This is a genomic window from Bacillus sp. UNC438CL73TsuS30 (genome assembly GCF_000482325.1).
Taxonomy (GTDB): Bacteria; Bacillota; Bacilli; order Bacillales; family Cytobacillaceae; genus Neobacillus.
The window spans coordinates 452,513-470,819 of sequence record NZ_KI535295.1 but is presented as its reverse complement, the minus strand read 5'-3'; the positions used below and the strand labels follow the sequence as shown (position 1 = coordinate 470,819).

Sequence of the window (18,307 nt, the reverse complement as noted above, 5' to 3'; positions counted from 1 at the left end):
CAGCTTTTTTATTGTTGAAGATAGAATACTTTACCGTCTTTGTTCCGCTCTTTTTTTCCTTTTTGATTTGGGTTATTTTTCCTACTCTCATATTTTACAAACATTGAGACATTGACAAGAATTCCGACAGATATTGCAAGCGTAAGAAGTGAGGAACCACCGTAGCTTACAAATGGCAGTGGTACACCCGTAAGGGGCATTACTCCTGAAACCCCGGCAAGGTTTATGAAAGATTGAATTCCAATCATACTGGAAATCCCTATTGCAAGGAGACTTCCAAAAGGGTCTTTACATTTTAAACCAATATAAATCCCTCTTAAAACAATATAGGCCAGGGTTAGAATTACAAAACCAACTCCCCAAACACCCAGTTCTTCGGCAATGACAGCCATGATAAAATCTGTGTGTGATTCTGGAAGGTACCCTAGTTTCTGAATACTTCTTCCCAATCCTAATCCGTTAACCCCACCAGAACCAATTGCAATATATGAATTTGCCAAATGATAGCCGGATGTTTGTTCTTCTTTAAATGGATCACTTCGAACAGAAAAACGGTCAACCCGTTTTTGTGTAAAAATTTCTCCTCTTGCAAAAACAATAAAAATTAAACCAATAATTACCCCAATTAAAAGTAATTTAGACATACTTTTTAAATTCATACCGGAGGAGATAATAATGGTTCCAGCAATGAGAACAATAATAAGTGCCGTCCCATAGTCAGGTTGTTTTGCAATTAACACAACGACAATCATTAAATAAACTAGAGGGGGTAGAACTCCCTTGTTAAATTGATTAATATAGGTCTGTTTTTTTGCATAAACGGCAGATAAATAAATAATCATCGCCAATTTAACAAACTCTGAAGGTTGAATTTTTAAAGGGCCAATTTGGTACCAACTTTGGGCATTTCCTGCAACCGTTCCAAAAGCAAATATGCCTAATAACGCGATAATCGATAAAAATACCATCGGTGCTAAAAAGTATTTTGTAAATTTCATTATTTTGTATGGGATAATAGCAGTAAAAATAAAAATCACTAATGACCCAAGTAAAAATATTTTTTGTTTTTGGTAAAAGTAATCGCTGGGCAGCCCATATCGTTGAACAGCAGTTGCCATGCTGGCGCTGTAAACCATAACCAATCCAAATAACGACAATAGGATAATAGCGAGGATTAAAGGATAGTCATAGGACTTTAATATTTTTTTTACCATTCATTTCTTCCTCATCTTCAGATTTAATTTAACAATACTATTATAATAGAAAATTGGACATATTTCTTGAGGAAAAGTTACTGACTTCTAATAATTTTTCAAGTGAAAAAGGGAATAAAAATAATAAAGAACTCAAACAAATGGAAATCTTTACTGTTTGAGTTCTTTGGTCATTTATTTTCTTTTGAATGCATCATGGAGTGCGGATAGTTCACGTTCCAATTGATCTAAAAGTGCTTTTCCGTCCTTAATATCAATTAAGCCTAGTCGGGCTGCAAAATCTATCTCTCTCGATAATCCAAACATTTGTGTATCCAATACCTCTTCATAAAGAGGGCATTGAGGCATCGTAAGATTGTCCATTTGCACCTTAATAAGCTTTAATATTTTTTCAGCGTCAGCCTGCAATAAGGCATATGCTTTTTCCTGATGATTCACGATCATTTCAGACGCCAACATTCATCCCCCCATTTCAGAGCGATAACCCACTTATCTTTAAATTTTAACGTTTAGAGCATAAAAATGCAAGAATAATGACATACAGGTGTAGACTGAAATCCATTTTATCTCCCGAATATGACATTCATCTAAAAAAAAGTTATACTTAATTCGTGTAATGAACGGGGGTAAAAAAATTGGATAAAATTATTTTAATTTCAGGTAATAGTAAATATACGATTACGCTTGATCCAAGTGTATGGATTTTTGACGATCGCCGTATTGATTTAACTACCTATTTTTCTCTAGAAAAGGAAGATAAGGATCCACTCGAAGAATATACGAAAGCTGTTTCAAAACATTGGGACCGCGAAATCATGGAAGGAGCAGTCTATCCGCCGACCTTAAAGACCGAAAAGAAATATGAGAAAATTAAGATGTTAACAGGTACTTTTGGTATTCCACTAAAACCTTTTTTGCAAAATGCCGAGCCTAATTCAGATGCAAAGATGGTGGTTGTGGAGACTCCAGAAGGGGAAATTGAATTTCCCCTTGAAGAGGCATTCGAGTTTATCCTCAAATTTTCTGAAGACGGCAAGCCATTAACGTCCGATGGACCGGTACATCTTTATTATGGAGATGGCTCAAATCAACACAATCCAATTAAAAATGTTAAACAATTTAATATTAAATAAAATAAGACGGGTGCTGTTTATTAAGCGCCCGTTTGTTTTTTATAAAAGGTCTGCGGCAAGTCTTGCAAGCCCCGATCTTTCTCCTTTTAAAAGCTTTACATGACCTGAAATATCCTGATCCTTAAACTTTTCAACCACATACGTAAGTCCATTATTATATGCATCCAAATAAGGATGATCAATTTGCTCCGGATCGCCCATTAACACGATTTTACTGCCCTCCCCAACCCGGGTTAAAATCGTCTTCACTTCATGTTTCGTTAAATTTTGTGCTTCATCAATAATGATAAATTGTTTTGGTAAACTTCTTCCCCTAATATAGGTTAAGGCTTCCACCTCTATCGAGCCCATTCCGGCTAAAATCGCATCCAGTTCTCCCGGTTTTTTTGTATTGAAAAGAAATTCCAAATTATCAAATATAGGCTGCATCCACGGTCTAAGCTTCTCTTGCTTTTCACCAGGAAGAAATCCTAAGTCCTTCCCGACCGGTACGATAGGTCTGGCAACAAGGAGTTTTTTATATTCCCTAAAGTCCTCCGTTTGCATTAGACCAGCTGCGAGTGCAAGCAATGTTTTCCCAGTCCCAGCCTTACCAATTAGGGTAACCAAGGTGATATCCTTACGAAGCAGGAGTTCAATGGCCATCGTCTGCTGTACATTTCGCGGATGAATTCCCCATACATGCTCTTGATTTAGGACCAATTTTTTTACCTTCTTGCTCGTTTTATCTACCATCCCTATCGCAGACGCCGAACCTCCCAGCGCATCCTTCATGATAAGGAATTGGCTCGGATAAAAAGGATGATTGGCAATTTCCGAGAGATATAGTTCCCCTTTTTCGTAAAATCTTCCAAGTAATTCAATCGGCAGAAAAACTTCGATAAACCCTGTGTAAATATGTTCAAATTCGACTACTCTGTCGTTTAAAAAATCCTCTGCATCAAGGCCGATTGCATCCGCTTTTACCCGCACTAGCGCATCTTTGCTGACGATAATGACTGGCTTTCCATTTTCTTTTGTTTGTTCCTCCATATATAAATTCTTTGCAACCGCAAGAATTCGGTTATCATTTGTTTTTTCAATAAAAATATCCTGAAGTTCATGAAAGGAGCGATGATTTAATTCAATTCTGATCGTTCCCCCATTTTCCAGCGGGATTTTTTCATGGAGTTTTCCTGCCGCTCGCAGGCCATCAATTAACCTTGAAACCTGCCTAGCATTTCTACCAATCTCATCCATATACCTTTTCTTTGAGTCCACTTCTTCCAGAACCACTGCAGGAATGACCACTTCATTATCTTCAAATGAAAAAATGGAATACGGGTCCTGTAATAAGACATTTGTATCTAATACGTATATTTTACTCAAAGAGACGCCTCCCGCCTTTCTAGTTGTTTTGGCTTGTTTATGATTTTTAAACAAACCATGTTACCTGTACTACTTTGGTAAAATATATGTTATTTCGAATAAAGATAGAAGGAGTTATGCACAATAAATGTTAGTGAAATCATATAAAGTGAAATATTCCATCAATGTTTTCCGGAGGTGAGTGTTGAGTGAAGAAAATAGCAGCCGTCATTATTTTAATATTTAGCATTGCCGGATGCTCCAATAATGAGGTCAATCAAAAGCAGGATAATAAATCATTAGTAAATGTTAAAAACAGTTATATTGAAAATGTCGACCGAAAAACGGGGCAGGAAATTTCTAAGCGACTAGTTGAACTGGCAACCAGTATCCCGAATGTTAATGATGCCACTGCGGTTGTCATTGGGCGGTACGCAATCGTAGGGATTGATGTGAATTCAAAATTAGAACGTTCACAGGTAGGAACCATAAAATATTCCGTCGCAGAAAGTTTGAAAAAAGATCCCTATGGCGCAAAATCGATTGTGGTGGCAGATGCTGATACTACGGCACGGTTGAGGGAAATTTCCACAGACATCAATAAAGGCAGACCGATTCAAGGAATTATGGAGGAGCTGGCGGATGTTGCAGGAAGATTAATGCCTGAGGTTCCCGGTGATTTAATTACCCCGAATCCTAAGAATGCAACTGATGAGCCAGATAAGAATCTTTCTCCGAAAGAGCAAAATAATCTCAAGCAGAAACAAGAAGAGCAGTCTAATCATAAAAAGTAAAAAAAGCTTAGTGCGAACTAAGCTTTTTTCATGGCATCCATCACTTGTTTGTCCAATCTGGCGGCAGCATCCTTGTCGTAGGTTTTATCATACTGAACTTCAGATACAATTTTTGAACCATAAAACATTACATCTCTGACTTCGTTTATGGATACTTCAATCAATGCCAACTTCAAGGGAACATCCGGTAGTCTTTCTTCTTTAATAGAAGCAGTGCCTTGGATGGAATATGTAGATTCGTTGGCGATTAAATTAATGACGACTTGATTATTCTCACCAATATTCTGGATGATTCTCGAGCGATTATCTACCGCAAAATAAAGGGATTGTTCATCCTTTGCTAAAATCCAGGAAATTGCACTGACATTAGGTCCGCCTGTTTCGTAATCTATTGTTGCCAATGTTACGAACCTCTCTTTTTGCAGCTCATCGTAGAGGGGCTTAATTAATTTAGGTTCCACTAGGTTAGCCATGGTTACACCTCCTTTAAAAACAGTTATTCTAATATTACTACTATCTATTTTTTTCATCAACTTTCTTACGCTGGTTTTTCTCTAAGCTTAATATGATATACTATAAAAATAAATAGCGGTCATAGAGGTAATTGGGGGGTTAAAATGAGAGTAAAATGCGTAATTTGCGATAAGATAGAAAAAATTGAGGATGAAACGCTAGTAGCCAAACGACTGCGTAATCGTCCAATCCATACATATATGTGCCAGGATTGCAGTATAAGGATAGCTGAAAGAACAAAAGCCAGGATTGACACTGGAAAATTTCGTTTTTACCGCGAACGACCAGAAAAGGATGATTGGTGAACCGATACCTCTGTTTTTGAAGGAAAAAGCCCCTCAAGATTAACTTGAGGAGCTTTTTTTATTCTTCTTCCTCTGCAGGGAAGTTGCAATATTTATCTGGTTCGTCATTAATTTGGTTTAGGATTACCTCTATAACCTCACGGGGGAAACGCTGTTTCTTGCTTTCACCCTCTTGGAGAAAAGATACATAATACATGACATCATCTGTTGTAATCTCAAAATTAGCAAGATGATAATCAGATACTAGAATCTCTTCAAAGAGTTCAACCGTTTCCTTAGCAGCCGTATCATCTGGACGGGCATCACTTACAACCTTAATCGTAAGCCAATTATATAATGCATCCTGCAAGGACTTCATTTTCATTTCCGTTGCCCCCAATTACTTTGCTTCTGCTTGATGTTTTTTCGATTGATGCAAGCGAATTTTATAAATAATTAAGATTAATGCCGCTATGACAAGCCCCTCCGCAACAGGCAAAAAGATACCTAAAAAAGTGAGAAGGGTACAACCGACACACAGAAAGATATAAATAACAATGGATTTACCCAATGGGAGCTTTTTGGCGAAGCCAAGCTTATAGACCACAATCGATAAGGCTACAATTGTTAAGTATAAAAGCCACATCCCAACTTTAGGCTGTTCCGTTACTTTATAAAGTGCGGCAAAAAATGAAAGACGTTCTGCAACATTCACACACAAAACCTCCTTTAAAACTTTTTTTATCAGTGGTTTCGTTGGATGCTAAAGAGTCCCTCATTTTGTGCCACTGATCGGTTACTAAAAAGCTTATCTTAACTCATTTCAGCATATTTTTTCTTTTTAGCCATACGTTCACGTTCGTTTTTATCAAGAATTTTCTTACGAAGACGGATAGATTCTGGAGTAACCTCACAATATTCGTCCTCATTTAAATATTCAAGTGATTCCTCAAGGGTCATAATTTTTGGCTTTTTAATGACCGAGGTTTGGTCTTTATTTGCTGAACGAACATTTGTTGCTTGTTTTACTTTTGTAATATTAACAGTAATATCGTTTTCACGCGTGTGTTCCCCAACAATCATACCCTCATAAATCTCAGTACCTGGTTCAACAAAAATCGTTCCCCTGTCTTCTACTTGCATGATACCATATGTCGAAGCTTTACCTGATTCCATTGAAACAAGTACTCCTTGACGGCGTCCTCCAACTTGCCCTTGAAGCATTGGCTGATAGCTATCAAAAGTATGGTTGATAATTCCATATCCACGTGTCATGGTTAAAAATTCAGTGGTATATCCAATTAATCCACGAGCAGGGACATTAAAGATTAAACGAACTTGCCCTGTTCCATTGTTAATCATGTCAATCATTTCACCTTTACGGGCACCAATGGATTCCATTACAGAACCAGTATGCTCTTCTGGAACATCGATTTGTACCCGTTCTACAGGCTCGCAGCGCACACCATCAATTTCCTTAACAATTACTTCTGGTTTAGAAACCTGAAGTTCGTAGCCTTCACGACGCATGTTTTCAATTAAGATCGATAAATGAAGCTCGCCACGACCTGAAACAATCCAAGCATCTGGAGAATCAGTATTATCAACTCGTAAGCTTACATCTGTTTGTAATTGGGCACGAAGTCTTTCCTCAATCTTTCTCGCCGTTAAATATTTTCCTTCGCGTCCTGCAAAAGGACTGTTATTCACTACGAAGGTCATTTGTAGTGTAGGTTCATCGATCCGTAAAACAGGCAATGCTTCCTGATGCTCAGTCGGACAAACTGTTTCCCCTACGTTAATATCTTCCATTCCGGATACAGCGATTAAATCGCCAGCTTTTGCTTCTTGGATTTCTTGACGTTTCAAACCAAAGAATCCAAAAATCTTGGTAACACGGAATTGTTTAACAGTTCCGTCTAATTTCATTAGGGCAACCTGTTGACCTACATGCATGGTCCCACGAAATACCCGTCCAATTCCAATTCTTCCTACATAATCATTGTAATCAAGAAGAGCTACCTGGAATTGCAGCGGTTCATCACTATTATCAACTGGCGCAGGAATGTTTTCAACAATGGAATCGTACAAACATTGCATGTTTTCATCCTGTTGATGTGGATCCGTACTTGCTGTTCCATTAATGGCCGAAGCGTAAATAACAGGGAACTCAAGCTGGTCTTCGGTTGCATCAAGTTCAATAAATAAATCGATAACTTCGTCAATAACTTCTTCAGGACGGGCAAAATCACGGTCGATTTTATTTACGACAACAATTGGCGTAAGATTTTGCTCTAATGCTTTTTTTAGAACAAATCGCGTTTGCGGCATTGTACCTTCATATGCATCAACTACAAGTAAAACCCCATCAACCATTTTCATGATACGTTCTACTTCTCCGCCAAAGTCAGCGTGTCCCGGAGTGTCAAGAATATTGATGCGAGTATCCTTATACTGAATTGCAGTATTCTTAGCAAGAATGGTAATTCCACGTTCTCTTTCAAGATCATTTGAATCCATTGCACGCTCTTCAACATGTTCATTGGAACGGAAAGTTCCGGATTGTTTTAACAGCTGGTCAACTAGGGTTGTTTTCCCGTGGTCAACGTGGGCAATTATGGCAATATTGCGAATATCTTCTCTTATTTTCAAAAAATTCACTCCTACCTCTATTCATAAAAATAAAGCTTATTATAGTTTTTCAAATACAACTAAAACATTATACCATAATTAAGGTGGAAACCTATAAAGAATTTATGTACAATAATAAAGATAAAGGAAATTAGTCTTGAAAATAACAGTGAGGGATTATTATGAAACAAATTAAATGGACTTTACTCTTATACGCAATCCTTGCTGCGGCGTTGATTGCTGGTATTGGAGTTGCGATTGCTGAACAAAGTATCATTGGCACACTTGGCTGTATTATTGCCGTGATTTTAGTTATGGGTTTGGGATTTAAAGCAAAAAAAAGAATGCGTGAGAACGGTCAATTATAAAAAAAGTGAGCCTGATTTCTCAGGCTCATTTTTACCATTTTCCTTCTTTTAAATAATCTTTTAAAATTGTTTGGTGAAGTCCAGGCTTTGCTACAAGAAGTGAATCCTTTTTTAGGAAATCAAGCTTTTCTCCCCTTAAATTTGTTACGATTCCCCCTAATTCTTCTACAATTACGGCTCCTCCCGCAAAATCCCATGGGGAAAGCCGCATCGAGATATATGCATCCACTCGTCCTGTCGCTACATAGATCATTTCAAGTGCGGCCGTCCCATATGACCTTGTCCCCCTTGCATCCCTAACAAGTGGAATAAGTAAATTATGATCAATACGATGGTTTTTCATTACCCAAGTAGCATTTAAGGCAATAATTGATTCTTGGACATTTGTCTCACTTAAAGCCGGGAGAACCTTATTATTCAAATAAGCGCCCTTCCCTTTAAAGGCATGATATAATTCGTCATGGACTACATCATAGATAATCCCAATTCTCCCTATCCCTTTTTCATAAATTCCTAACGAAATGGCAAAATTCCGCTGCTGATGTATAAAATTCATTGTTCCATCAATCGGGTCAATCATCCAGGCAAATCCTTCTAAATCCTTTAACTCGTCACCAAATCCTTCCTCGCCTAATATTTTGTGGTCTGGAAAGCTTTCTCTTATTTTCCCAATAAAAAATTGTTCAATTTCTTTATCCATATTTGTGACAAGGTCATTCGCATTTGATTTTGTTTGAATATTCAATGTCTGATCAAAGGATGATCTAATTCTTTCCCCGGCTTCTTTCACCCAAGTAAGTGCAAGCGTATAAATATTTTCCCAATTCATTTCGTCCCTCCAATGTTTACTGAATTTTCGCGTTGTACTCAATGTATGTAGTATGAAACATCCAAAAAAGATTGATGTACTTATAGCTTAATCAAATTGCTTAAACACATCAACTTTGTTGTTCCATTTTTATACATTCGTGAATAGATTAACAAATGGAAGCAATAATAAACGAACTCCCATTTTGCCACTGGAGTTCGTTTTAGATAAGTTCGATTACTTTTCTATTTTGTATCATTCCTGTAGAGTTTCTCCTTAGAAGAAATACCTGTTTTAAATTAAAGAGCTTTTAAACGTAAAAGTTCCTGGCGGATTTTTTCCAATTTCACCTTACATTCTTTTATTTTCTTCTCATTTTTTTCCTCAATTGCTTCAAATAAAGTAGCCAACTCATAATCCATTTCCAATCTCAAATAGGCAGTTCTTTCTTTTTCTCCTGCTTTTTTAAGCGTTGTATTCATTAGTTGTTTCATGGTTCTCCTCCCTTTCACGATTGTTATTTACTAATTTTTCAGACTATTTTTTACTGTTATACTATGAACCAACACGTAAGGATGTAACAAATTTGTGCGTTAACCCAGATAAGCAATAGATTTCTTCAAAAACCGCCAATATGCTACAATAGTGGGCAAAGGTTATTGCAGGGGGTTGCAAAATGGAGTTTAAAAGTTTTACAAATGAGGATTTTGATGTGTTCTTAGTAGATGGTTTAGAAGCAAGAATGGAGGCGCTTAAGGAAACGATTCGTCCAAAGCTGGAGTTCTTAGGACAATATTTTTCTCCCTTATTAGCTGCCCTTACAGGCGATGAAATGTATGTTCATGTAGCAAAACACGCCAGACGAACGATCAATCCGCCAAAGGACACCTGGGTGGCCTTAGCAAATAATGCACGCGGCTATAAGATGCTCCCTCATTTCCAAATCGGTTTATGGAATACCCATTTATTTATTTGGTTTGCAGTCATATATGAGTCACCACAAAAAGAGGTCATTGGAGAAAGATTCACAAAAAAATTAAATAAATTATTTAAAGAAACACCTAAAGATTTTGTTTGGTCTGTTGATCATACAAAACCGGAGACAGTTAAACATCAAGAACTGTCTAAAGAGGAATTACAATCATTTTTCCAGCGGCTCCAAAAGGTTAAAAAAGCTGAAATCCTATCCGGCTTCGTAATGGATCGCGAAAAAGTTATTCAATTAAAACCTGAAGAGTTGCTGGAAGAAATCGAGACAGTATTTAAACAAGTTGCTCCACTATACAAGATTGCGGTAAATCACAAATAAGAAAAGCTCCCGAACACCTTGTTCGGGAGCTTTTCTTATTATGTCATAGAAATTTTAACACCTGTATCTGCTTCTTTGGCCTTTTTAATGGTCTTGTAGGAAGAATACCCGCTTGTTTCTTCAAATTCACCACATATTTTCTTTTCCTCTGCCTTGCCTGGTACAATTTCTTTGAAGCGACGATAAGCATTCATGATTTCATCACGGGAAATTCCCTTTTCATACGCCCTTTCAACCGCTTCAAAAAATTTTATTACATCCACGATTTCTTCTGTTGACCAATGATAATCAATTGGATATTGGTACTCCATTCTATTCACCTGCTTACATATCTCTACTTTAACTTATTCTCCCCATTTTTTGCGACTTTGTTCTGCATCGGAAATCATTCGTGAAAATAATTCCGCAACGGTGGGTACGTCTTTTATTAATCCCATAACCTGACCTGCCCATGCAAATCCCTCTTCCTCTACACCATCATAAATATAGCGAATATTCGCTGAACCGCTAATAAAGTCTTTTAGCAGTTCATAGCCCCCATCCTCTTTTTCGATTTCAAGTATTTTTTCTGTCCATGTATTTGCAATGGCTCTTCCCGGACTGCCGAGGGAACGCTTGATCACAACAGTATCTGCCTCATTTCCCTCCACTAATCTTTGCTTATATCGTTCATTCGCATGAACACATTCCTTTGTAGCTATAAATCTTGTTCCCATTTCAATCCCCTCAGCCCCTAAACTAAGTGCAGCCATTAATCCTCTTCCATCACCTATTCCTCCGGAAGCAATGACAGGAATTGAAACAGCATCGACAACTTGTGGAATTAAGACCATTGTACCGATATCCTCTCTCCCAAGATGCCCTCCTCCTTCTTGACCAACAACCATGACCGCGTCCGCACCAAGTTCCTCTGCCTTTACAGCCTGTCTTCTTGCTGCAACAAGGACTAAGGTTTTAATTGAAGTTCCTTTTAGCTGTTCAAAAATAGGAGCTGGATTCCCGCCTGTCATTGAAATAACTGACACGTCTTCCTCAATGGCTACCTGTAATAAATCTGCAAAGGATCTTCCATGTTGCCCAATAGCAAAGTTAACACCAAATGGTTTGTCTGTCAGCTGTTTAACTTTCCTAATTTCTTCTCTTAATTTTTCCGGATGTCCAAGTGACATAGCCGTAATTTGTCCGAGACCTCCGGCATTTGAAACTGCAACAGCAAGTTCTGAATAAGCAAGGTATGCTAGCCCTCCTTGGACAATTGGATATTGAATATTGAGTAAATCAGTGACTCGAGTTTGCCAATTCATTCGTACCCCTCCAATAACTCATTGTTGTTTATTTCTCCTTTAAAGGGTAATTTTCCTGTTTTTTAGGGAAACTAACTGTTAAGAAACGTTTCTCTATGCAAGGGGAACGATTAGTGCTATAATTCATATGTTTTATGTATATTTATTCAAATGAAAATATAAGTATTTGAAATAAAGAGGTGTGGTACTAAATTGTCGCAAAATCAAACACCGCTTTTCAGCGGTTTATTAGCACATGCAAAAAGGAATCCTGTTCAATTCCATATCCCGGGCCATAAAAAAGGGGCAGGTATGGATCCGGACTTTCGAAATTTCATTGGTGAAAATGCTCTTTCGATTGATTTAATAAATATCGGACCACTCGATGATCTGCACGCACCAAAGGGCATGATTAAACAGGCTCAAGACCTTGCTGCCGAAGCATTTGGTGCCGATCGGACCTTCTTCTCGGTCCAAGGAACAAGCGGAGCGATTATGGCTATGGTAATGGCTGTTTGCGGTCCGGAAGACAAAATCATTGTTCCTAGAAACGTTCATAAATCGGTTATGTCAGCCATTGTATTTTCCGGGGCTATTCCTGTATTTATTCATCCCGAAATTGATGAGAAATTAGGGATCTCTCATGGAATTACAACGGATGCAGTGGAACGAGCATTAAAGCAGCACCCGGATGCAAAGGGAGTTCTAGTCATCAATCCAACCTATTTCGGCATTTCAGCAGACTTGAAAAAAATAGTTGAAGTTGCTCATTCTTACAACGTACCCGTTCTGGTCGATGAGGCCCATGGTGTGCATATCCATTTTCACGATGAACTTCCCCTTTCTGCTATGCAGGCTGGAGCAGATATGGCTGCAACAAGTGTCCATAAACTTGGAGGTTCAATGACACAAAGCTCCATCTTAAATGTCAAGGAAGGACTTGTGTCCGCTAAACATGTTCAATCGATACTTAGTATGATGACAACGACTTCCACATCTTACTTATTACTTGCCTCTCTAGATGTTGCTCGTAAACAGTTGGTTACCAAAGGGAAGGACCTCATTGAAAAATCAATTCAATTGGCACAATCCATTCGTAAAAGAATTAATGAGATTGAGCACATTCATTGTATTGGCGAGGAAATTTTAGGTTCGAAAGCTACGTTCGATTACGACCCAACAAAGCTAATTATTTCGGTCAAAGATTTAGGGTTAACAGGTTATGAAGTAGAAAAATGGCTAAGAGAAAAGCATAATATAGAGGTAGAATTATCGGATCTATATAACATCCTTTGTATTATTACGTTCGGTGATACTGATAATGAGGCAGACATTTTAGTAAATGCCTTGAAAGAACTATCTGAGGAATTTAAAGATCGTGCAGAAAAAATCGAACCAGTCCAAGTATTACTGCCAGATATCCCTTTACTTGCTTTAACACCTAGAGATGCTTTTTATTCAGAAACGGAAGTAATTCCTTTTGAACAATCTGAAGGCCGTATTATCGCAGAGTTTGTGATGGTTTATCCGCCAGGAATTCCGATTTTTATCCCAGGTGAGATTATTACAAAAGAAAACCTGCTCTATACCCAGAAAAACATCGAGGCAGGACTTCCTGTTCAGGGTCCTGAAGATGATGAATTAAAAACAATTAGAGTTATAAAGGAATACAAGGCAATTAAATAAAAAAATAGGATTCCACATTGGAATCCTATTTTATTTTATTCATAAATTATTTTTCTTCTTTTGAATGGTGTTCGTTACAGCAGGTGCATTTTGAAGAATATAAAACTGTAACTTTTTCGTCTTCAAAATGATCAATAGTAGAATTGCAAGCTTGGCATACGATTGTACCCATCTTTTCTATCCCCTTTATATGAAATGTAAGCGGTTAAAACATCCTTGAGATAATAATAATATATCACATTTAATTTTTCAAGCCTAAATTGTATGTCACATTTAATTTTTATGTAAACAAAAAGGGTCCATAGTGGACCCTTTTTGTCCCATTATTCATACTGAATGTAAGAATGAACGGAAGGAATGGTTACGCTGAAAAATTCAGCTAAATCGGCTGCTTGTTGCCGGTCGGAAATTCGGAATACGGATTGCAAGTGGTCAATATCTTCGATGTCTTTAGGGTCGAGGAGGGTAGAACGGCCGGTTTGCATACAAACTACCAGGGGTTTTCCAAAAAACATATTCGTAAAAACAATTCCAAAGTCATAGCGGGTCTGTTCAGTCGTAAAACCTACAAACCTCACCTTTACATTTTCCTGCTCATCATATAACTTATCAAATAATTCCATTGGACTCCTCCATTCTTTTAATATTTAGAATATTATTGTAATTTATTTTCACAAAAATTACAAGAAACTTATTTTTGTAACGGTTGTCATTGGATTTTATTCAATGCTAAAATAGTAAGGGATATAATTGGAGCGTTAGGGGGGAATGATGTTGGCGAAAAATGCATTTATCAAGCTGGTGCCTACATCTGCAAAACAACAAGTTACAATTGATGAAGTAAAAGAACTTTTTTATTATTATAAAGATATTACCTCAAAAACAGGGAATCAAGTTGATTGGCAATTTGGAAACGCTGCCTTTCCTTATGAAGTAAAGGAGAAGGAAGAAGGAAAAGGAAAATGGTTTTATTTACATTCCGACCATGAAAAGTATTTTGCGATATTAATTGGTGTTGACTCAGAAGCAATTCGTGATGAGTACGGCGAAGAAAGAGTGCAGCATTACATTCAAGTAACCCTGCCAGAGCAATCCACATATGGGGATAAAGGGAAAGCCAATGAATTTTGTAAATTTCTTGCAAAAAAAATGCAAGGAGAACTACACCTTTTCAATGAAAGAGTCATGTATTATTATCCTAGAAAATAATTAAAAAACTCCTAAAAGGGGGGTCATGGCTGTCGAATCTTTCGATAGCTTTTATTTTATTCACCCTCTTTAGTAATTAACCGCGTTAATTACTTATAATACAATAGGTTGGTCTGTGTAAAAAGTCTGTTGAATTCCGCTCCAGGGACCTCCCCGCGGAAAGCGAATGACCGGAGCGGAAATCATCAGGCCCTTTGCAGGTACAAGTTGATCTAGAGCTATCATTTCTACTTGATCACGATTGATCTGTGTATTTTTAGTAAGCATTTCATCTACCTCATTTAAACCTTTTACCTAAATTATATAATTATATAAAAGGCTGTGTTTATGTACTATATTTATTTTTACACACTATTGATTGGAGTGGAAGGCGCGAAGACTCCTGCGGGAACAGCGGGACAGGTGAGACCCCGCAGGAGCTTTAGCGACGAGGAGGCTCACCGCCCGCCCCGCGGAAAGCGAAGCGCCTGGAACGGAAATCAACAGACTAGTATAACGCAGCCAAGCAAAAAAGACTGTCGATAAATCCAAAATCCTTCGGATTTGTCGACAGTCTGAAACTCCCTAATAGGGAGTTTTTTAGTGGGTATAAAGCTCCAGTGTGTAATGTATCGAGGTGTAGATCACAAGGCTTAAAGCGGTGAGAAATAGTGTTTTTCTTGAGGATTTTGTTATACCGTTACCAATCAAATAGGCCAAATAAAAAAAGACAAAAAACATAATGACTTTATATACTAATTGATCATGCTTTGATAACCACTCAATCAAAGTATAACCGCTCCAAATAATAAATTGCAGCAGCATCACAACATAAACCCTCAAAATGATCACCACACAAACTTCATCTAAAACCATGAATATTATAGTATATGTAAAAAATATATAGTTATTTTCAAGAAAAGCTCTTTCTTTAAAAAAATGGTTCTTTCCGCTTTGGAAAGAACCATTCAGTATTATTTAATAATATGGATTGGGCTTCCTAAAGCTACTTCGGCCGCTTCCATTGTTATTTCCCCAAGGGTTGGATGTGCATGAATAGTCATTGCAAGGTCTTCTGCTGTCATACCTGCTTCAATAGCAAGACCAAGTTCAGCAATCATATCTGATGCACTGGCACCGGCAATTTGAGCACCAATTACAAGACCATCTTCTTTACGAGTGATTAATTTTAAGAATCCATCTGCACTGTCAAGTGAGAGCGCACGGCCATTTGCCGCAAATGGAAACTTCGCTGCAATCACTTCAATTCCTTCTTTTTTCGCTTGATCTTCTGTATAACCAACTGATGCAAGTTCAGGCTCTGAAAAGACAACAGCAGGAATACCTAGGTAATCAATTTCAGAAGAATGACCAGCAATTGCTTCAGCAGCAATTTTTGCTTCATAGGATGCTTTATGTGCTAATTGAGGACCTGCAACTACATCACCAATCGCGTAAATATTACTGATATTGGTACGGCATTGCTGATCAATTTCAATTAATCCACGCTCGCTTAATTTAACACCGACTTGCTCTAAGCCCATCTCATCTGTATTTGGACGGCGTCCAACCATTACAAAACAGTAATCAGCTTCAATTTTCTTCTCTTCACCTTTTGTTTCAAACGTTACAACAACGCCATTTTCGGTTTCTTCTACACCCTTAGCAAATGCTTTTGTATAGAATTCTGCACCTTTTTTCTTCATATTACGCTTAACAAGAGCTGCCATTTGCTTATCAAAAACGCCCATACCTAAAATTTCATCGGCACCTTCTAAAATCGTTACCTGGCTGCCAAAGTTAGCGTAAGCACCGCCAAGTTCAATACCGATTACTCCGCCGCCAATAACAACGATTTTTTCAGGAATTTCATTTAAATTAAGAGCGCCAGTAGAGTTCAAAACACGTTTTGAGTATTTAAATGCAGGTAGCTCAATAGGGCGAGAACCAGTTGCAATAATTGCATTTTTAAATGTATATGTTTGGGCTGAAGTTTCATCCATCACACGAAGTGTATTGGCGTCAACAAAATACGCTTCACCGCGAGCGATGTTTACTTTATTTCCCTTTAATAACCCTTCAACGCCGCCTGTTAATTTATTTACAATACTGCCTTTAAACTCTTGAACTTTTGAGAAGTCAACCTTTACATTTTCCGCTGTAATTCCAAATTGATCGGAATGCATAGCTGTCTCATAGCGGTGACCTGCAGCAATTAACGCTTTAGATGGAATACAGCCGACATTTAAACATACTCCGCCCACATATTCCTTTTCTACAATCGTTACTTTTTGTCCAAGCTGTGCAGCACGAATAGCAGCAACGTATCCACCAGGACCTGCACCGATGACTATAGTATCTGTTTCAATTGGGAAATCTCCTACTACCATTTTTTACGCCTCCATTAGCAATAATTCAGGATCGTTCAATAATCTCTTAATATGATTCATTGCGTTTTGTGCTGTAGCACCATCAATCATACGGTGGTCAAAGCTTAATGAAAGAGCTAGTACTGGTGCAGCAACAATTTCACCATCTCTTACGATTGGTTTCTCCGCAATTCGACCTACCCCTAAAATCGCTACCTCAGGGTGATTAATGACAGGAGTAAACCATTGACCGCCAGCTGAACCAATATTAGAAATCGTGCAAGATGCACCTTTCATTTCATTTGGAGCTAGCTTACCATCCCGTGCTTTTGTTGCCAATTCGTTAATTTCATTTGAAATATTAAACACGGATTTACGGTCTGCATCCTTAACAACTGGTACTAATAAACCTTTTTCTGTATCAGCTGCAATACCGATATTATAATAATGTTTATGAATAATCTCACTTGTTGCATCATCTAAAGAAGTATTTAATGCTGGGAACTCTCTCAAAGCACTTGTTAATGCTTTTACGATATAAGGTAAGAATGTTAACTTGATACCTTTCGCTGCAGCTACTTCCTTGAATTTTTTACGGTGAGCAACAAGTTTCGTTACATCAATTTCATCCATTAGGGTAACATGTGGTGCAGTATGCTTAGAGTTAACCATAGCCTTCGCAATTGCTTTACGGATACCGCTCATTTTTTCACGTGTTTCAGGATATTCACCTTGTCGAATTGGTGCTGCTTTTGGAACTTCAACGTTTACTTCCTCGCTTACAGCAGCATTTTCAACTGGTACTGCTGGTGCACCACCGCTTAAGAATGCGTCAATATCAGCCTTCATGATTCGGCCATTTTTACCTGAACCAGCAACATGAGCAATTTCAATACCTTTTTCACGTGCATATTTGCGTACAGAAGGCATTGCAATGATTCGGCGATTTGGATCTACATCAGCCTGAGGTTGTGTTCCAGCAGCTGCTGCCTGTGCAGCTGGTGCTGCTTCTTGCTTTGTTTCAAGTGCTGGTGCTGGTACAGCAGGTGCTGCTTCTTGTTTTGGTTCATCATCACCGTGATCGCCTTTAAATTGCAAGTCTTCATATCCTGGTGCATCAAATGTAACAAGAACCTGTCCAACAGTCGCAACGGTTCCTTCACCAATTAAAACATCAATTACAGTTCCTTCTACTGGAGAGGGAATTTCAACTACTGCTTTATCATTTTGCACTTCGCAAAGTACATCATCTTCTTGAACCTTGTCACCTGGTTTTATAAACCATTTGACAATTTCACCTTCGTGAATACCTTCACCAATGTCAGGCATTTTAAATTGAAATGACACTGTAATTCATCCTCCTATACTTCCTCTATTTTC

Annotated in this window: 24 protein-coding genes; 7 read left to right on the top strand and 17 right to left on the bottom strand. The window is 37.9% G+C overall.

Features of this window, described 5'->3' with window-relative positions:
• Positions 1-8: 8 nt before the first annotated feature.
• Positions 9-1,214 carry an FtsW/RodA/SpoVE family cell cycle protein gene (locus M028_RS0116050; protein WP_026574750.1) on the bottom strand — a complete coding sequence of 402 codons (1,206 nt, stop codon included), beginning with the start codon at positions 1,212-1,214 and terminating at the stop codon, positions 9-11.
• 174 nt (positions 1,215-1,388) lie between these two features.
• Positions 1,389-1,670, bottom strand: coding sequence for a YlaN family protein (locus tag M028_RS0116045; protein WP_026574749.1), 282 nt, complete (start codon positions 1,668-1,670; stop codon positions 1,389-1,391).
• Positions 1,671-1,849: 179 nt separating this feature from the next.
• Between M028_RS0116045 and M028_RS0116040 the strand changes: the two genes are divergently transcribed.
• Positions 1,850-2,347 carry a hypothetical protein gene (locus tag M028_RS0116040; RefSeq protein WP_026574748.1) on the top strand — a complete coding sequence of 166 codons (498 nt, stop codon included), beginning with the start codon at positions 1,850-1,852 and terminating at the stop codon, positions 2,345-2,347.
• Between the two features lie 39 nt (positions 2,348-2,386).
• On the opposite strand, the gene M028_RS0116035 is transcribed toward M028_RS0116040, so the two are convergent.
• Positions 2,387-3,715: a PhoH family protein gene (locus M028_RS0116035; protein WP_026574747.1), complete on the bottom strand. Its 1,329-nt coding sequence runs from the start codon at positions 3,713-3,715 to the stop codon at positions 2,387-2,389.
• A gap of 188 nt (positions 3,716-3,903) precedes the next feature.
• Here M028_RS0116035 and M028_RS0116030 point away from each other — a divergent pair, with 188 nt between their 5' ends.
• Positions 3,904-4,488 carry a YhcN/YlaJ family sporulation lipoprotein gene (locus M028_RS0116030; RefSeq protein WP_026574746.1) on the top strand — a complete coding sequence of 195 codons (585 nt, stop codon included), beginning with the start codon at positions 3,904-3,906 and terminating at the stop codon, positions 4,486-4,488.
• Between the two features lie 17 nt (positions 4,489-4,505).
• Here the strand turns inward: M028_RS0116030 and M028_RS0116025 are convergent, their stop codons facing one another.
• Positions 4,506-4,961 carry a pyridoxamine 5'-phosphate oxidase family protein gene (locus tag M028_RS0116025; protein ID WP_026574745.1) on the bottom strand — a complete coding sequence of 152 codons (456 nt, stop codon included), beginning with the start codon at positions 4,959-4,961 and terminating at the stop codon, positions 4,506-4,508.
• Between the two features lie 144 nt (positions 4,962-5,105).
• On the opposite strand from M028_RS0116025, the gene M028_RS0116020 reads away from it, so the two are divergent.
• Complete coding sequence (locus M028_RS0116020; protein WP_026574744.1) at positions 5,106-5,306, top strand: YlaI family protein; 201 nt, start codon at positions 5,106-5,108, stop codon at positions 5,304-5,306.
• Positions 5,307-5,364: 58 nt separating this feature from the next.
• Here M028_RS0116020 and M028_RS0116015 read toward each other — a convergent pair whose 3' ends face one another.
• The 3 genes from M028_RS0116015 to typA all read right to left on the bottom strand — a co-directional run bounded on the left by M028_RS0116015 (position 5,365) and on the right by typA (position 7,937).
• The gene (locus tag M028_RS0116015) at positions 5,365-5,664 is read right to left on the bottom strand and encodes a hypothetical protein (protein WP_026574743.1); all 300 of its coding nucleotides are present in this window, start codon (positions 5,662-5,664) and stop codon (positions 5,365-5,367) included.
• A gap of 21 nt (positions 5,665-5,685) precedes the next feature.
• Entirely contained in the window at positions 5,686-6,000 is a 315-nt protein-coding gene (locus M028_RS0116010; protein WP_026574742.1) for a YlaH-like family protein, read from the bottom strand.
• Positions 6,001-6,098: 98 nt separating this feature from the next.
• On the bottom strand, positions 6,099-7,937 hold the full coding sequence (gene typA, locus M028_RS0116005; RefSeq protein WP_026574741.1) for a translational GTPase TypA: 1,839 nt from the start codon (positions 7,935-7,937) through the stop codon (positions 6,099-6,101).
• Positions 7,938-8,098: 161 nt separating this feature from the next.
• On the opposite strand from typA, the gene M028_RS0116000 reads away from it, so the two are divergent.
• Positions 8,099-8,284, top strand: a complete 186-nt coding sequence (locus M028_RS0116000) for a YlaF family protein (RefSeq protein WP_026574740.1) — start codon at positions 8,099-8,101, stop codon at positions 8,282-8,284.
• 31 nt (positions 8,285-8,315) lie between these two features.
• Here the strand turns inward: M028_RS0116000 and M028_RS0115995 are convergent, their stop codons facing one another.
• On the bottom strand, positions 8,316-9,113 hold the full coding sequence (locus tag M028_RS0115995; RefSeq protein ID WP_026574739.1) for an inositol monophosphatase family protein: 798 nt from the start codon (positions 9,111-9,113) through the stop codon (positions 8,316-8,318).
• Between the two features lie 278 nt (positions 9,114-9,391).
• Positions 9,392-9,586, bottom strand: coding sequence for a hypothetical protein (locus M028_RS0115990; RefSeq protein WP_026574738.1), 195 nt, complete (start codon positions 9,584-9,586; stop codon positions 9,392-9,394).
• Positions 9,587-9,768: 182 nt separating this feature from the next.
• On the opposite strand from M028_RS0115990, the gene M028_RS0115985 reads away from it, so the two are divergent.
• Entirely contained in the window at positions 9,769-10,401 is a 633-nt protein-coding gene (locus M028_RS0115985) for a YktB family protein (RefSeq protein ID WP_026574737.1), read from the top strand.
• A 38-nt stretch (positions 10,402-10,439) separates the two neighbouring features.
• On the opposite strand, the gene M028_RS0115980 is transcribed toward M028_RS0115985, so the two are convergent.
• Both M028_RS0115980 and M028_RS0115975 read right to left on the bottom strand, forming a co-directional pair.
• On the bottom strand, positions 10,440-10,712 hold the full coding sequence (locus tag M028_RS0115980) for a UPF0223 family protein (RefSeq protein ID WP_026574736.1): 273 nt from the start codon (positions 10,710-10,712) through the stop codon (positions 10,440-10,442).
• A 33-nt stretch (positions 10,713-10,745) separates the two neighbouring features.
• Positions 10,746-11,705 carry an NAD(P)H-dependent flavin oxidoreductase gene (locus tag M028_RS0115975; protein WP_026574735.1) on the bottom strand — a complete coding sequence of 320 codons (960 nt, stop codon included), beginning with the start codon at positions 11,703-11,705 and terminating at the stop codon, positions 10,746-10,748.
• Positions 11,706-11,897: 192 nt separating this feature from the next.
• Between M028_RS0115975 and M028_RS0115970 the strand changes: the two genes are divergently transcribed.
• A complete protein-coding gene (locus M028_RS0115970; protein ID WP_026574734.1) occupies positions 11,898-13,370 on the top strand; it encodes an aminotransferase class I/II-fold pyridoxal phosphate-dependent enzyme in 1,473 nt (490 codons plus the stop codon).
• A 46-nt stretch (positions 13,371-13,416) separates the two neighbouring features.
• On the opposite strand, the gene M028_RS32165 is transcribed toward M028_RS0115970, so the two are convergent.
• Positions 13,417-13,542: a GapA-binding peptide SR1P gene (locus tag M028_RS32165; RefSeq protein ID WP_081810767.1), complete on the bottom strand. Its 126-nt coding sequence runs from the start codon at positions 13,540-13,542 to the stop codon at positions 13,417-13,419.
• 151 nt (positions 13,543-13,693) lie between these two features.
• Positions 13,694-13,993 (bottom strand): DUF3055 domain-containing protein, encoded by a 300-nt coding sequence (locus M028_RS0115965; protein WP_026574733.1) that lies wholly within the window; start codon positions 13,991-13,993, stop codon positions 13,694-13,696.
• A gap of 148 nt (positions 13,994-14,141) precedes the next feature.
• Here M028_RS0115965 and M028_RS0115960 point away from each other — a divergent pair, with 148 nt between their 5' ends.
• Positions 14,142-14,579, top strand: coding sequence for a DUF1885 family protein (locus M028_RS0115960; RefSeq protein WP_035424173.1), 438 nt, complete (start codon positions 14,142-14,144; stop codon positions 14,577-14,579).
• A gap of 93 nt (positions 14,580-14,672) precedes the next feature.
• Here the strand turns inward: M028_RS0115960 and M028_RS32880 are convergent, their stop codons facing one another.
• From M028_RS32880 to M028_RS0115940, 4 genes are all read right to left on the bottom strand, one after another.
• Positions 14,673-14,846, bottom strand: coding sequence for a hypothetical protein (locus tag M028_RS32880; protein ID WP_155925632.1), 174 nt, complete (start codon positions 14,844-14,846; stop codon positions 14,673-14,675).
• A gap of 312 nt (positions 14,847-15,158) precedes the next feature.
• The gene (locus M028_RS0115950; protein WP_331280320.1) at positions 15,159-15,410 is read right to left on the bottom strand and encodes a hypothetical protein; all 252 of its coding nucleotides are present in this window, start codon (positions 15,408-15,410) and stop codon (positions 15,159-15,161) included.
• A 122-nt stretch (positions 15,411-15,532) separates the two neighbouring features.
• Positions 15,533-16,948 (bottom strand): dihydrolipoyl dehydrogenase, encoded by a 1,416-nt coding sequence (gene lpdA / locus M028_RS0115945; protein ID WP_026574730.1) that lies wholly within the window; start codon positions 16,946-16,948, stop codon positions 15,533-15,535.
• 3 nt (positions 16,949-16,951) lie between these two features.
• A complete protein-coding gene (locus tag M028_RS0115940) occupies positions 16,952-18,274 on the bottom strand; it encodes a dihydrolipoamide acetyltransferase family protein (protein WP_026574729.1) in 1,323 nt (440 codons plus the stop codon).
• Positions 18,275-18,307: the final 33 nt, after the last annotated feature.

Coding starts and splice junctions, on each gene's coding strand:
- lpdA (WP_026574730.1), bottom strand. CDS start 16,948: ATGGTAGTAGGAGATTTCCCAATTGAAACAGATACTATAGTCATCGGT.
- M028_RS0116015 (WP_026574743.1), bottom strand. CDS start 5,664: ATGAAGTCCTTGCAGGATGCATTATATAATTGGCTTACGATTAAGGTT.
- M028_RS0115990 (WP_026574738.1), bottom strand. CDS start 9,586: ATGAAACAACTAATGAATACAACGCTTAAAAAAGCAGGAGAAAAAGAA.
- M028_RS0115985 (WP_026574737.1), top strand. CDS start 9,769: ATGGAGTTTAAAAGTTTTACAAATGAGGATTTTGATGTGTTCTTAGTA.
- M028_RS32880 (WP_155925632.1), bottom strand. CDS start 14,846: ATGCTTACTAAAAATACACAGATCAATCGTGATCAAGTAGAAATGATA.
- M028_RS0115965 (WP_026574733.1), bottom strand. CDS start 13,993: ATGGAATTATTTGATAAGTTATATGATGAGCAGGAAAATGTAAAGGTG.
- M028_RS0115960 (WP_035424173.1), top strand. CDS start 14,142: ATGTTGGCGAAAAATGCATTTATCAAGCTGGTGCCTACATCTGCAAAA.
- M028_RS0116050 (WP_026574750.1), bottom strand. CDS start 1,214: ATGGTAAAAAAAATATTAAAGTCCTATGACTATCCTTTAATCCTCGCT.
- M028_RS0116025 (WP_026574745.1), bottom strand. CDS start 4,961: ATGGCTAACCTAGTGGAACCTAAATTAATTAAGCCCCTCTACGATGAG.
- M028_RS0116000 (WP_026574740.1), top strand. CDS start 8,099: ATGAAACAAATTAAATGGACTTTACTCTTATACGCAATCCTTGCTGCG.
- M028_RS32165 (WP_081810767.1), bottom strand. CDS start 13,542: ATGGGTACAATCGTATGCCAAGCTTGCAATTCTACTATTGATCATTTT.
- M028_RS0116020 (WP_026574744.1), top strand. CDS start 5,106: ATGAGAGTAAAATGCGTAATTTGCGATAAGATAGAAAAAATTGAGGAT.
- M028_RS0115975 (WP_026574735.1), bottom strand. CDS start 11,705: ATGAATTGGCAAACTCGAGTCACTGATTTACTCAATATTCAATATCCA.
- M028_RS0115980 (WP_026574736.1), bottom strand. CDS start 10,712: ATGGAGTACCAATATCCAATTGATTATCATTGGTCAACAGAAGAAATC.
- M028_RS0115995 (WP_026574739.1), bottom strand. CDS start 9,113: ATGAATTGGGAAAATATTTATACGCTTGCACTTACTTGGGTGAAAGAA.